14 protein-coding genes are annotated in these 12899 nt (G+C 74.7%); 13 read left to right on the forward strand and 1 reads right to left on the reverse strand.

Annotated features, from left to right (window positions below):
• Positions 1-103: 103 nt before the first annotated feature.
• From ACFUJY_RS12740 to ACFUJY_RS12780, 9 genes are all read left to right on the forward strand, one after another.
• The gene (locus ACFUJY_RS12740; protein WP_383298041.1) at positions 104-1585 is read left to right on the forward strand and encodes an MFS transporter; all 1482 of its coding nucleotides are present in this window, start codon (positions 104-106) and stop codon (positions 1583-1585) included.
• A 78-nt stretch (positions 1586-1663) separates the two neighbouring features.
• On the forward strand, positions 1664-3511 hold the full coding sequence (gene glmS, locus ACFUJY_RS12745; protein WP_383298043.1) for a glutamine--fructose-6-phosphate transaminase (isomerizing): 1848 nt from the start codon (positions 1664-1666) through the stop codon (positions 3509-3511).
• A gap of 27 nt (positions 3512-3538) precedes the next feature.
• Positions 3539-3907: a holo-ACP synthase gene (locus ACFUJY_RS12750; protein ID WP_383298044.1), complete on the forward strand. Its 369-nt coding sequence runs from the start codon at positions 3539-3541 to the stop codon at positions 3905-3907.
• A 217-nt stretch (positions 3908-4124) separates the two neighbouring features.
• Positions 4125-5591 (forward strand): NAD(P)H-hydrate dehydratase, encoded by a 1467-nt coding sequence (locus tag ACFUJY_RS12755; RefSeq protein ID WP_383298046.1) that lies wholly within the window; start codon positions 4125-4127, stop codon positions 5589-5591.
• 49 nt (positions 5592-5640) lie between these two features.
• Complete coding sequence (locus ACFUJY_RS12760) at positions 5641-6027, forward strand: DUF488 domain-containing protein (RefSeq protein WP_383298048.1); 387 nt, start codon at positions 5641-5643, stop codon at positions 6025-6027.
• 52 nt (positions 6028-6079) lie between these two features.
• Positions 6080-7228: an alanine racemase gene (gene alr / locus ACFUJY_RS12765; protein WP_383298050.1), complete on the forward strand. Its 1149-nt coding sequence runs from the start codon at positions 6080-6082 to the stop codon at positions 7226-7228.
• A 64-nt stretch (positions 7229-7292) separates the two neighbouring features.
• On the forward strand, positions 7293-8531 hold the full coding sequence (locus ACFUJY_RS12770; protein WP_383298051.1) for an alpha/beta fold hydrolase: 1239 nt from the start codon (positions 7293-7295) through the stop codon (positions 8529-8531).
• Entirely contained in the window at positions 8500-9051 is a 552-nt protein-coding gene (gene tsaE, locus ACFUJY_RS12775; RefSeq protein WP_383298052.1) for a tRNA (adenosine(37)-N6)-threonylcarbamoyltransferase complex ATPase subunit type 1 TsaE, read from the forward strand. Before ACFUJY_RS12770 ends, tsaE begins: the two co-directional genes overlap by 32 nt.
• A gap of 134 nt (positions 9052-9185) precedes the next feature.
• Positions 9186-9428, forward strand: a complete 243-nt coding sequence (locus ACFUJY_RS12780) for a hypothetical protein (RefSeq protein ID WP_383298054.1) — start codon at positions 9186-9188, stop codon at positions 9426-9428.
• A gap of 71 nt (positions 9429-9499) precedes the next feature.
• On the opposite strand, the gene ACFUJY_RS12785 is transcribed toward ACFUJY_RS12780, so the two are convergent.
• Positions 9500-10045, reverse strand: a complete 546-nt coding sequence (locus ACFUJY_RS12785; RefSeq protein WP_383298056.1) for a hypothetical protein — start codon at positions 10043-10045, stop codon at positions 9500-9502.
• Between the two features lie 224 nt (positions 10046-10269).
• On the opposite strand from ACFUJY_RS12785, the gene tsaB reads away from it, so the two are divergent.
• The 4 genes from tsaB to ACFUJY_RS12805 are packed head-to-tail and all read left to right on the forward strand — an operon-like array spanning position 10270 to position 12786.
• Entirely contained in the window at positions 10270-10917 is a 648-nt protein-coding gene (gene tsaB / locus ACFUJY_RS12790) for a tRNA (adenosine(37)-N6)-threonylcarbamoyltransferase complex dimerization subunit type 1 TsaB (RefSeq protein ID WP_383298088.1), read from the forward strand.
• Positions 10914-11417 (forward strand): ribosomal protein S18-alanine N-acetyltransferase, encoded by a 504-nt coding sequence (gene rimI / locus ACFUJY_RS12795; protein WP_383298057.1) that lies wholly within the window; start codon positions 10914-10916, stop codon positions 11415-11417. Before tsaB ends, rimI begins: the two co-directional genes overlap by 4 nt.
• Complete coding sequence (tsaD, locus tag ACFUJY_RS12800) at positions 11417-12517, forward strand: tRNA (adenosine(37)-N6)-threonylcarbamoyltransferase complex transferase subunit TsaD (RefSeq protein ID WP_383298059.1); 1101 nt, start codon at positions 11417-11419, stop codon at positions 12515-12517. Before rimI ends, tsaD begins: the two co-directional genes overlap by 1 nt.
• Complete coding sequence (locus ACFUJY_RS12805) at positions 12514-12786, forward strand: hypothetical protein (RefSeq protein ID WP_383298061.1); 273 nt, start codon at positions 12514-12516, stop codon at positions 12784-12786. The genes tsaD and ACFUJY_RS12805 overlap by 4 nt, the downstream gene beginning before the upstream one ends.
• Positions 12787-12899 lie beyond the last annotated feature (113 nt).

Raw genomic sequence — 12899 nt, forward strand, 5'->3', positions numbered from 1 at the left:
CCGCCGCCGGGGAGCCAGTGGCTGGGGATTCCGGACGCGGTCGTCCGATCGTACGGGGGTGGCCGCCGGTCACGGGGAACCCATTCGGGAGAAGGACAAGGACATGCGTAAGTGGGGGCCGCTGACCGCGGTCTGTCTGGGGACGTTCATGCTGCTGCTGGACGTCACGATCGTCATCGTGGCACTGCCCGACATGGCGAAGGCGCTCGACGCCTCGCTCTCCGATCTGCAATGGGTCATCGACGGCTACGCCCTCGCGCTGGCCGCCCTGCTCCTCGGCACGGGCGCGGCGGCCGACCGGCTCGGCCGGCGCCGGGTCCACGTCGTCGGCGTCGTGCTGTTCGCCGCCGCCTCGCTGGCCTGCGGGCTCGCCCCGTCGCCGGCCCTGCTGGTGGCGGCGCGCGGGGTCCAGGGCGTGGGGGCCGCCGCGATGTTCGCGACGACGCTGCCGCTGCTGGCCTCGGTGTACCGGGGCAAGGACCGGTCCGTGGCGCTCGGCCTCTGGGGCGCGGTGGCCGGGGGAGCCGCCGCGATCGGGCCCGTGGTCGGCGGGCTGCTCGCCGAGGGGCCCGGCTGGCGGTGGATCTTCTTCGTCAACCTCCCCGTGAGCGTCGCCGCGATCTGGCTCACCCTGCGGACCGTGCCCGAGTCGCACGGGGCGCGGGACCGGCGCACCGACTGGGCGGGGACCGTCGCCTTCGCGGTGTTCGCCGGGGCGGCGACGTACGCCGTCGTGCGGGCGGGCGGCGTCGGCTGGGGGTCCGGGCAGACGCTCGCCACGTTCGGGATCGCCGCGCTCGCCCTGCTCTGCTTCGTCCTCGTGGAACTGCGCGTCGCGCACCCGCTGCTCGACCTCTCGCTGTTCCGCACCTCCGCGTTCACCGGGGTGATGGCCGGGGCGCTCGCCTTCAACATGGCGGCCTTCGGCGTGCTGCCGTACACCTCGATCTGGTTGCAGACGGTGCTCGGACTCAGCCCGGTCCAGGGCGGCCTGGCGGTCCTGCCGCTCGCGGCCACCTCGTTCGTGGTCGCCGCGGCCGGCGGCCGGCTGCTGCACGGGGTGCGGCCGCGGTTCACCATCGGCGTCGGACTCGCCCTCATCGGCGCCGGCACCCTCGCCCAGGCGGTCCTGGGCGCGGGCTCCTCCTGGCCCGCCCTGATCCCGGGCCTGGCGCTCGCGGGCATCGGTACGGGGCTGGTCTCGCCGGCCATCGCGGGCGCGGCGCTCGCCGCGGTCCCGCCGGAGCGGGCCGGTATGGCGGGCGGCGCGGTCAACACCTTCCGCCAGCTCGGTTACGCCTTCGGGGTCGCCGTGCTCGGGACGGTGCTGACCTCCCGGATGGCGGACAGCCTGGGCGACGGGGAGTCCCACGCCCTGGCGGGCGGCGGCGCGGCGGGGCTGCGGGCCGCCGGGGTGCCGGAGCACGCGCTGCGGACGGCGTTCGCCTCGGGGCTCAACACGGCCGCGGTGGTGGCCGGTGCGGTGGGGATCGTCGCGGGCGCGGCGGTGCTGCTGCTGGTGAAGGGGGAGCGGCCCGCGACCGCGGCCGAGGTGCGGGAACCCGTTCCGGTACGCGCCGGGTAGCGCTCCGGTCGGCTTGAAATGGGGGTTACTTCTGCGACTATGCGAAGAACAGGGGCTGGTGACCAGGAAGGGACCACTATGTGCGGAATCGTGGGTTACGTCGGCGGGCAGTCGGCGCAGGACGTCGTCGTCGCGGGCCTCAAGCGGCTGGAGTACCGGGGCTACGACTCCGCCGGGATCGCCGTCCTCGCCGACGGCGGGCTCGCCGCCGCCAAGAAGGCCGGGAAGCTGGTCAACCTGGAGAAGTCGCTGAGCGAGCAACCGCTCCCGGCCGGCACCGCCGGAATCGGCCACACCCGCTGGGCCACCCACGGCGGACCCACGGACGCCAACGCCCACCCCCACCTGGACAACGCCGGCCGCGTCGCCGTCGTCCACAACGGGATCATCGAGAACTTCGCCGCCCTGCGCGCCGAACTCGGCGAGCGCGGCCACGACCTGCTCTCCGAGACCGACACCGAGACCGTCGCCCACCTCCTCGCCGAGGCGTACAGCCAGAGCGGGGAGCCGGCGGAGGCCATGCGCCAGGTGTGCCGCCGCCTCGAAGGGGCGTTCACCCTGGTCGCGGTCTTCGCGGACGCGCCGGACGTGGTGGTCGGCGCCCGGCGCAACTCCCCGCTCGTCGTGGGGCTCGGGGACGACGAGTCCTTCCTCGCCTCCGACGTCGCCGCGTTCATCGAGCACACCCGGTCCGCGATCGAACTCGGCCAGGACCAGGTCGTGGAGCTGCGCCGGGACGGCGTCCTCGTCACCGGCTTCGACGGCCGGCCCGCCGAGGTGCGCGAGTACCACGTGGACTGGGACGCCTCGGCCGCGGAGAAGGGCGGGTACGCCTCCTTCATGCTCAAGGAGATCGCGGAGCAGCCGAAGGCGGTCACCGACACCCTCCTCGGCCGCATCGACCCCGAGGGCACCCTCCACCTGGACGAGGTCCGCATCACGCGCGGCGAGCTGCGCGAGGTCGACAAGGTGGTGATCGTCGCCTGCGGCACCGCGTACCACGCCGGGATGATCGCCAAGTACGCCATCGAGCACTGGACCCGCATCCCCTGCGAGACCGAGCTGGCCAGCGAGTTCCGCTACCGCGACCCGATCCTGGACCCGCACACCCTGGTCGTCGCCATCTCGCAGTCCGGCGAGACCATGGACACCCTGATGGCCCTGCGGCACGCCCGCGAGCAGGGCGCGAAGGTGCTCGCCATCTGCAACACCAACGGCTCCACCATCCCCCGCGAGTCCGACGCCGTCCTCTACACCCATGCCGGGCCCGAGGTCGCCGTCGCCTCCACCAAGGCGTTCCTCACCCAGCTCGTCGCCTGCTACCTCGTCGCCCTCTACCTGGGCCAGGTGCGCGGCGCCAAGTGGGGCGACGAGATCCGGACCGTCATCCGGCAGCTCTCCGAGATCAGCGGCTCGGTCGGACGGGTCCTGGAGACCATGGGCCCGGTCCGGGAGCTGGCCCGTTCCCTCGCCTCCCACGACACCGTGCTCTTCCTCGGCCGCCACGTCGGCTACCCGGTCGCCCTGGAAGGCGCGCTGAAGCTCAAGGAACTCGCGTACATGCACGCCGAGGGGTTCGCCGCCGGCGAGCTGAAGCACGGGCCGATCGCGCTCATCGAGGACGGGCTGCCCGTCGTCGTCGTGGTCCCGTCCCCGGCCGGGCGGTCCGTGCTGCACGGCAAGATCGTGTCGAACATCCAGGAGATCCGGGCCCGGGGCGCCCGCACGGTCGTCATCGCCGAGGAGGGCGACGACGAGGTCGTCCCGTACGCCGACCACCTCATCCGCATCCCCGCAACGCCTACGCTGCTTCAGCCGCTGGTCGCCACCGTGCCGTTGCAGGTCTTCGCCTGCGAACTCGCGACGGCCCGGGGCAACGAGGTGGACCAGCCGCGCAACCTGGCGAAGTCCGTCACCGTGGAGTGAGCCGAGACGAGCAGTGAGGGTGGGTACGTGATCATCGGGGTCGGGATCGACGTGGCGGAGATCGAGCGGTTCGACGCGGCACTGGAGCGTACGCCGCAGCTCGCTTCGCGGCTGTTCGTGGATGCGGAGCTGCTGCTGCCGAGCGGGGAGCGGCGCGGGATCGCCTCGCTGGCCGCCCGGTTCGCCGCGAAGGAGGCCCTGGCGAAGGCGCTCGGCGCGCCGGGTGGGCTGCTCTGGACGGACGCCGAGGTGTACGTCGAGGAGAGCGGGCAGCCGCGGCTGCGGGTGCGCGGCACGGTGGCGGCTTGCGCCGCGGAGTTGGGGGTCCGGAGCTGGCATGTGTCGCTCAGCCATGACGCGGGGGTGGCGTCCGCGGTGGTGATCGCGGAGGGCTAGGGGCGCGGGGGTCCCGGGTGGCCTCGGGTGCTCCGGCGGGCCGGTTCCGTCCTCAATCGCCGGACGGGCTTGGTTTCGGCCGGTCGCCGTCGTGACTGTTCGCTGGACGGGCTTGGTTGCGGGTGGTCGCCGTCGTGACTGTTCGCCGGGCGGGCTTGGTTTCGGCCGGCCGCCGGGAAGCCTGCGGGGGGCGCTCGATCTGCGTACGTTGGAAGGCATGCGTACCGCCTACAGCGTCGACACCGTACGGGCCGCCGAAGCGGCACTCATGGCACGGCTTCCCGAAGGGGCGCTGATGCAGCGCGCCGCCGCCGGGCTCGCCGCCGCCTGCGCCGATCTGCTGCGCCGGGCCGGCCGGGTCTACGGCTCCCGCGTCGTCCTCCTCGTCGGCACCGGCGCCAACGGCGGCGACGCCCTGTACGCCGGGGCCCGGCTCGCCCGGCGCGGCGCGGGCGTGGTCGCCGTGCGGGTCACCCCGGGCCGGGCCCACGAGGGCGGCAGCGCGGCCCTGCTCGCGGCGGGCGGACGCGTGGTGGACGGCGCGCAGAGCACCGCCCACGCGGACTGGGCCGGGCGCATCGACCTCGTCGTGGACGCCATCACCGGCATCGGCGGACGCGGCGGGCTGCGCCCCGAGGCCGCCGAACTGGTCCGGAAGTACACCGCGCACGGCGCGCCCGTCGTCGCCGTCGACCTGCCCAGCGGGGTCGAGGCGGACACCGGCGAGGTGACCGGCGACGCGGTGCGCGCGGACGCCACCGTCACCTTCGGCGCGTACAAGCCGGCGCTGCTCGTGGACCCGGCCGCCGAACGGGCCGGGGCGCTGCGCCTCGTGGACATCGGGCTCGGACCGGAGCTCCCCGGGGTGCCCGACCTGGAAGCCCTTCAGTACGCGGACGTGGCCGCGCTGCTGCCCGTGCCGGCCGCCGAGAGCGACAAGTACCGGCGCGGTGTCGTCGGCATCGCCGCCGGCTCGACGCGCTACCCGGGGGCCGCCGTGCTCGCCGTCTCGGGGGCGCTGCGCGCCGGGGCGGGGGCCGTGCGCTACGCGGGCCCCGGCGGCGAGGCGGTCATCGCCCGGCATCCGGAGACCCTGGTCCACGCGGGCCGCCCCTCGGAGGCCGGACGGGTGCAGGCGTGGGTCGTCGGCCCCGGGCTCGGCGACGGCACCGAGGCCGTGGCGGCCGTCTCCGACGTGCTGGCCACCGAGGTGCCGGTGCTGGTCGACGCGGACGGGCTGCGGCTCCTCGACCCGGACGTGGTGCGGGCCCGTACCACGCCCACCGTCCTCACCCCGCACGCCGGGGAGGCCGCCGCGCTGCTCGGCGTGGCGCGCGAGGAGATCGAGGCGGGGCGGCTCGCCGCCGTACGGGAGCTGGCCGCACGGTTCGGCGCCACGGTGCTGCTCAAGGGGTCGACCACCCTCGTCGCGACGGACGCCCCGCACACCCCGGTCCGGGTCAACCCGACCGGCACCCCGTGGCTGGCCACCGCCGGCAGCGGCGACGTGCTCTCCGGCCTCACCGGGTCCCTGCTCGCCGCCGGACTCGCCCCGCTCGACGCCGCCTCCGCCGGGGCCTACCTGCACGGGCTCGCCGCCCGCCGCGCCGCCGACGGCTCCCCGCTCGCCGCGATGGACGTCGCCGACGCGATCCCCGGAGCGTGGCGGGACATCCGCGCCTGAGCGAAGCTGAGGAGAACCGGGAACGACCGCGGAGGAGAGGTGACCGGCCGTGAGCAGCAGCGGTGACGTGCGCGTACGCCGGGTGTACGACGGGGCGGAGGAGGGCGACGGCACCCGCGTCCTGGTGGACCGGCTGTGGCCGCGCGGGGTGTCCAAGGAGAAGGCCGCGATCGACCGCTGGCTCAAGGACCTCACCCCGTCCGACGAGCTGCGCTCCTGGTACCACGAGGACCGCTCCGACACGCGCTACGACGCCTTCGTCGAGCGCTACCGGGCCGAACTCGCCGGTCCGGCGGAGTCGGCGGCCGTCGACGAGCTGGCCGGGCTGGTCCGCGAGGGCGGCCCGGTGACGCTCGTGACGGCCGTCAAGGACGTCGAGCACAGCCACGTACCGGTCCTCGCCGACCACCTGGAACACGAGCTGCGCCACCGCTGACGCGCCCCGCCGGACCGGCCCGTGCGGGCGGCAATGAGAAACTGGGCGCGATATGAACGAGACAGCGTCCTTGCGAGCCCGTGCCGAGATCGACCTCGCCGCACTCCGCGCCAACGTGCGCGTCCTGCGTGCCCGGGCGGCCGGGGCGCACCTCATGGCCGTGGTCAAGGCCGACGCCTACGGGCACGGCGCGGTCCCCTGCGCGCGCGCCGCGCGGGAGGCGGGCGCCGCCTGGCTGGGCACCGCGACCCCGCAGGAGGCCCTGGCCCTGCGCGCCGCCGGGCTCGACGGGCGGATGCTGTGCTGGCTCTGGACGCCGGGCGGGCCCTGGCGCGAGGCGATCGAGGCCGACGTCGACGTGTCGGTCAGCGGGATGTGGGCGCTGGACGAGGTCACCGAGGCCGCCGCGGCGGCCGGCCGGCCCGCCCGTATCCACCTCAAGGCCGACACCGGGCTCGGCCGGGCCGGCTGCCAGCCCGCCGACTGGCCCGGACTGGTCGCCGCCGCCCGCACCGCCGAGCGCGCGGGCACCGTCCGGGTCACCGGCCTCTGGTCCCACTTCGCCTGCGCCGACGAGCCGGGCCACCCCTCGATCGCCGCCCAGCTGGACACCTTCCGCGACATGGTGGCGTACGCCGAGAAGGCCGGCGTCGAGCCCGAGGTGCGGCACATCGCCAACTCGCCGGCGACCCTGACCGTCCCCGAGTCCCACTTCGACCTGGTGCGGACCGGCATCGCCATGTACGGCATCTCGCCCAGCCCCGAGCTGGGCACCCCCGCCGACTTCGGGCTGCGCCCGGTGATGACGCTCGCCGCGTCCGTCGCCCTGGTCAAGCGGGTCCCGGCCGGCCACGGCATCAGCTACGGCCACCACTACACGACACCCCGCGAGACCACCCTCGCCCTGGTGCCCCTCGGTTACGCCGACGGCATCCCGCGCCACGCGTCCGGCCGGGGCCCGGTCCTGGTCGGCGGGGTGCGGCGGACGGTCGCGGGCCGGGTCGCCATGGACCAGTTCGTCGTGGACCTGGACGGCGACGAGGTGGCGGCGGGCAGCGAGGCGGTGCTGTTCGGGCCCGGCGACCGGGGCGAGCCGAGCGCCGAGGACTGGGCGGAGGCCGCCGGCACCATCGGGTACGAGATCGTCACCCGGATCGGCGCCCGGGTGGAGCGCGTCCACCTGGGCGCCACGACCGACTGACACGACCCACGGACACGACCGACGGACACGACCCACGGACACGACCCACGAGGAGCGGGCACGGGTGAGCGACATCAGCACGGGTGACGTGGTGGCGACGGCGGCCGCCTCGGGGACCGGCTGGCGCCGGGCGGGCATCGCCGGCGCCGCCATAGGCGTGCTCGCCGCCGGGGCCGCGGCCGGGGTCGCCGTGGAGCGGCTGACCGTCGGCCGGGGCATGCGCAAGCGCGCCCGCCTCGCCCTGGACGCCACCGGCCCGTACGGCGCGCTGCGCGGGACGCCCGGCCGGGCCACCGCCGACGACGGCACCGAGCTGTACTACGAGGTGGACGAGGTCGACGCCCCGGAGGACCCCGGCTCCTCGGGCTCCCGCCGGCGGCGGCTCTTCGGACGCAAGGAGCCCGCCCCCGTCACCGTCGTCTTCAGCCACGGCTACTGCCTCGGCCAGGACTCCTGGCACTTCCAGCGCGCCGCCCTGCGCGGCATCGTGCGCACCGTCCACTGGGACCAGCGCAGCCACGGCCGCTCCGAGCGCGGACGCGCCCAGGCCCGCGCGGAGGGCGGGGTGCCCGTCGGCATCGACCAGCTCGGCCGCGACCTCAAGGCCGTCGTCGACGCCGCGGCGCCCGAGGGCCCGCTCGTCCTCGTCGGCCACTCCATGGGCGGCATGACGATCATGGCCCTCGCCGAGCAGTACCCGGAGCTGCTCCGCGACCGGGTCGCCGCCGTCGCCTTCGTCGGTACGTCGAGCGGCCGGCTCAACGAGGTGAGCTTCGGGCTGCCGGTGATGGGCGTCAACGCCGTGCGCCGCGTGCTCCCGGGGGTGCTGCGGGCGCTCGGCTCGCAGGCGGAGCTGGTGGAGCGGGGGCGCCGGGCGACCGCCGACCTGTTCGCCGGACTGGTCAAGCGGTACTCCTTCGGCTCCCGGGACGTGGACCCGGCCGTCGCGCGGTTTGCGGAACGCCTCATCGAGTCCACCCCGATCGACGTGGTCGCCGAGTTCTACCCCGCCTTCGCGGAGCACGACAAGAGCGCGGCCCTGCCCCTCTTCCGCGACCTCCCGGTCCTCATCCTGGCCGGTGACAAGGACCTCGTGACGCCCAGCTCGCACAGCGAGGCCATCGCGGACCTGCTGCCCGACGCGGAACTCGTCATCGTCCCGGACGCCGGGCACCTGGTGATGCTGGAGCACCCCGAGACGGTGACCGACCGGCTCGCGGACCTGCTGGTGCGGGCCGGAGCCGTACCGGAGTCCTCTAACGTTGGCGGGCATGGAACCGCAGAACAGCCCGGCGGCCACTGAGGCCGCCGCGTACGGACACGTCCCCGGCGCCGTCAGCGTGCGCCTCGCTGTCGACTCCCCCGAACAGATGCAGGCCCTGGGCCGCCGGCTCGCCGCCACGCTGCGCCCCGGCGACCTCGTGATGCTCACCGGCGAGCTGGGGGCCGGCAAGACGACCCTGACCCGGGGGCTCGGCGAGGGCCTGGGGGTGCGGGGCGCGGTGACGTCCCCCACGTTCGTGATCGCCCGTGTCCATCCGCCGCTGTCCGGCGGGCCCGCGCTGGTCCACGTCGACGCGTACCGGCTGGGCGGCGGTCTCGACGAGATGGAGGACCTGGACCTCGACGTGTCGCTGCCGGAGTCCGTGGTGGTCGTGGAGTGGGGCGACGGCAAGGTCGAGGAGCTCTCGGACGACCGGCTCCAGGTGTTCATCGACCGTGCGGTGGGGGACACCGACGACGAGCGGCGCACGGTGACCCTGGTGGGCGTGGGGGCGCGCTGGGCGGGGCTGCGGAACGAGTCCTGGGCGCCCTGGGCCTGACCGGCCGCGGTTTCCGACGCGGTGTCGGCAAAATGTTGCGCGGGACGGGGCGGGCGTGGTGACATGGAGGACGAGAGCGGAGTTAGGTCTACCTAACCACGCCTTCCACCGGAGCCGGAGCCCCAGGAGGCGCCATGCCGACATCCGACCGCGAACCGGACCCGCCGCGAGCGGCGGTACCGATGAGCACCCTGCTGGCCGCGAACGCGGCGGCCACCGCGGTATCGACACCCCCGTCACCGCGCAACCGTGCCCGCACGGCAAACCCGGAGCACGCGGCCAACGCCGCTCACGCGGCACATCCCGCGCACGCGGCCAAATCCGCCCGCACGGCAAAATCCGGGCGGGCGGCACAAGCAAGCCCGTCCGGCGATTGAGGACATCCTTGACGCGGGCCGACGACGGCCGGCAGAGAACAAGCCCGTCCGGCGATTGAGGACGCCCCCGGCTAGGGGACGACCACCACCGTCGCCCCCACCGTGGCGAACCGCCACACCGCGTCCCCGTCGGCCCGAGACATCCGCACGCCCCCCGCCTTCACCGTGGGGTCCGGCTCCTCCATCGACCCGTCCCGCGCCGCGCTGAAGCCGATCGTCACGTCGTCCACCGTCGCGAACCGCACCACGTGCTCGATCGGCACGCCGTCGGACCCCTGCACGCTGCCCGAGCGCGACGTCACGTGATACGTGCCCGGCACCGCGTGCACCGCGCTCGGCATCACCTTGAACGTCCGCGACGCCTTCCCCTTCGCGTCCACCAGCCACACCCGGCGGTCGTGGAGCGCGTAGACGACCCGCGCCCCGGTGCCGGAGCCGGCGGGGACGGCGAGCGGGTCCTTCTTCGGCTTGGCCTTGCCCTGCCCGCCGGCCGGGGCGGACGCCGAGGCGCTGCTCGACGCCTTCGGCTTCGCGGCCAGGTCGTCCGGCACGTTCGCGGAAGCCTGGTAGGCCAGGAAGCCGACCGCCGCGACGGCCGCCGCGGTGAGCGCGGCCACGATTCCCGAGCTGCCCCTTGCCACCGTGCGTGCCTCTTTCGCTGTCGTGTGCCGTAAGGCGCGAACCGTACGTCGTACGCGAGCTGTAAGTCGTACAAGCGTTTACACGTACTCCGCGTATACCCGGTGACGGTAGCAGCCGGGACCGCCCGGGCCGGGATGCCGTACGGGGCGCGGGGCGGGCCGCGCCGGAGCCGTAGGCTGTTTGCGTGCTCTTGCTCGCAATGGATACCGCCACCCCCGCCGTCACCGTCGCCCTGCACGACGGGACCCGCGTCGTCGCCGAGTCCGCGCAGGTCGACGCCCGCAGGCACGGGGAGCTGCTGCTGCCCGCCGTCGACCGGGTCCTCGCGGACGCCGGGGTGGAACTCGACGCCGTGACGGACGTCGTCGTGGGCGTCGGCCCCGGCCCGTACACCGGACTGCGCGTCGGCCTGGTGACGGCCGCCACCTTCGGCTCGGTGCTCTCCGTGCCCGTGCACGGCCTGTGCACCCTGGACGGCCTGGCGTACGCCGCCGGGCGCTCCGGACTCGACGGTCCGTTCGCCGTCGCCACGGACGCCCGCCGCAAGGAGGTCTACTGGGCGCGGTACGAGGACGCCCGCACCCGGACCGCCGGACCCTCCGTGGACCGGCCCGCCGACATCGCGGACCGGCTCGCGGGCCTGCCGGTCGTCGGTGCGGGCGCGGTGCTCTACCCCGAGGCGTTCCCGGACGCGCGCGGCCCCGAACACCTGGCGGCCGGCGCCCTCGCGGGCCTCGCCGCCGAACGCCTCGCGGCGGGCGAGGAGCTGCTGCCGCCGCAACCGCTCTACCTGCGCAGGCCCGACGCGCAGGTCCCGAAGAACTACAAGGTGGTCACCCCGAAGTGACCGTCACGACCGCGGTGCTGCGCGAGATGCGCTGGTGGGACATCGACCCCGTGCTCGCCCTCGAACACGAGCTGTTCCCGGAGGACGCCTGGTCGGCGGGCATGTTCTGGTCCGAGCTGGCGTACGCGCGCGGCCCGGCGGCCACCCGCCGCTACGTCGTCGCCGAGGAGCCCGGCACCGGCCGGATCGTCGGATACGCGGGCCTCGCCGCAGCCGGCGACCTCGCCGACGTGCAGACGATCGCCGTCGCCCGCGACCACTGGGGCGGCGGGCTCGGCTCCGAGCTGCTGACCGACCTGCTCCGGCACGCCACGGCCTTCGAGTGCGCCGAGGTGCTCCTGGAGGTCCGCGTCGACAACACGCGCGCCCAGAAGCTCTACGAGCGCTTCGGCTTCGAACCCATCGGCTTCCGCCGCGGCTACTACCAGCCGGGCAACATCGACGCGCTCGTCATGCGCCACCACGTACACGAAGAAGCAGAAGAAAACGGGACCCACTGATGGCTGACGAACCCCTCGTACTCGGCATCGAGACCTCCTGCGACGAAACCGGGGTCGGCATCGTCCGGGGGGCCACGCTCCTCGCGGACGCCGTCGCGTCCAGCGTCGACACGCACGCCCGCTTCGGCGGCGTCGTCCCCGAGATCGCCTCCCGCGCCCACCTGGAGGCGATGGTCCCCACCATCGAGCGCGCCCTGAAGGAGGCCGGGGTCAGCGGCCGGGACCTGGACGGCATCGCCGTCACCGCAGGGCCCGGCCTCGCGGGCGCCCTGCTCGTCGGCGTCTCCGCCGCCAAGGCGTACGCGTACGCGCTGAACAAGCCGCTGTACGGGGTCAACCACCTGGCGTCCCACATCTGCGTCGACCAGCTGGAGCACGGCCCGCTGCCCGAGCCCACCATGGCGCTCCTGGTCAGCGGCGGGCACTCCTCGCTGCTGCTCGCGCCGGACATCACCAACGACGTACGGCCGCTCGGCGCGACCATCGACGACGCGGCCGGCGAGGCGTTCGACAAGATCGCCCGGGTCCTGGACCTCGGCTTCCCCGGCGGCCCGGTCATCGACCGGCTCGCCAAGGAGGGCGACCCGGCGGCCATCGCCTTCCCGCGCGGCCTGACCGGCTCGCGCGACCCCGCGTACGACTTCTCGTTCTCCGGCCTGAAGACCTCCGTCGCCCGCTGGATCGAGGCCAAGCGGGCGGCCGGCGAGGAAGTGCCGGTCCGGGACGTGGCCGCGTCCTTCCAGGAGGCCGTGGTGGACGTGCTCACCCGCAAGGCCGTCCGCGCCTGCAAGGACGAGGGCGTCGACCACCTGATGATCGGCGGCGGCGTCGCGGCCAACTCGCGGCTGCGCGCGCTCGCCGAGGAACGGTGCGAGCGGGCCGGCATCCGGCTGCGCGTGCCCCGCCCCAAGCTGTGCACCGACAACGGGGCGATGGTCGCCGCGCTCGGCGCCGAGATGGTCGCCCGCAACCGGCCCGCCTCCGACCTGGAGCTGTCCGCCGACTCCTCGCTGCCCGTCACCGAGACCCACGTCCCGGGCGCCCACACGCACGACCACGACCACGTGCACGAGATCAGCAAGGACAACCTCTACTCATGAGCGCCCCGGTCACCGCCCTGATGTGGGAGGCCCGCGCCGCCGAGGGCCGGGGCGGCGAACTGGCGGAGTGGGCCCGTGCCCGCGCCGCCGGGCTGCCCCGCCCCCCGCTCCGCAGCGAGCTGCTGCGCGCCCCGCAGGACCGGGTCCTCGTCATCACCTGGTGGCGGGGCGAATACGCCGACGAGCTGCCGGAGCTGCCCGACCCCGATCCGGAGCTGGTCACCCGGCCGGTCCACCGCTGGCGCTTCGCATCGCTGGGAACCGTCTAGGGCCTGTCCGGCGGATCTTCGCGGGCCCGCGACGCCTGGCACGCACTCTCGCCGCACGCCCGAATCACCCAAGTACGTCCAGTACGAGGGTGATGCGGGCGCGCGCCGAGAGC

It is taken from the genome of Streptomyces sp. NPDC057249 (assembly GCF_042669245.1).
GTDB lineage: Bacteria > Actinomycetota > Actinomycetes > Streptomycetales > Streptomycetaceae > Streptomyces.

Excerpts from the sequence above, each read along its gene's own strand:
- ACFUJY_RS12740 (WP_383298041.1), top strand. The coding sequence starts at position 104 with ATGCGTAAGTGGGGGCCGCTGACCGCGGTCTGTCTGGGGACGTTCATG.
- glmS (WP_383298043.1), top strand. The coding sequence starts at position 1,664 with ATGTGCGGAATCGTGGGTTACGTCGGCGGGCAGTCGGCGCAGGACGTC.
- ACFUJY_RS12755 (WP_383298046.1), top strand. The coding sequence starts at position 4,125 with ATGCGTACCGCCTACAGCGTCGACACCGTACGGGCCGCCGAAGCGGCA.
- alr (WP_383298050.1), top strand. The coding sequence starts at position 6,080 with ATGAACGAGACAGCGTCCTTGCGAGCCCGTGCCGAGATCGACCTCGCC.
- tsaE (WP_383298052.1), top strand. The coding sequence starts at position 8,500 with ATGGAACCGCAGAACAGCCCGGCGGCCACTGAGGCCGCCGCGTACGGA.
- ACFUJY_RS12780 (WP_383298054.1), top strand. The coding sequence starts at position 9,186 with ATGCCGACATCCGACCGCGAACCGGACCCGCCGCGAGCGGCGGTACCG.
- tsaB (WP_383298088.1), top strand. The coding sequence starts at position 10,270 with ATGGATACCGCCACCCCCGCCGTCACCGTCGCCCTGCACGACGGGACC.
- tsaD (WP_383298059.1), top strand. The coding sequence starts at position 11,417 with ATGGCTGACGAACCCCTCGTACTCGGCATCGAGACCTCCTGCGACGAA.
- ACFUJY_RS12805 (WP_383298061.1), top strand. The coding sequence starts at position 12,514 with ATGAGCGCCCCGGTCACCGCCCTGATGTGGGAGGCCCGCGCCGCCGAG.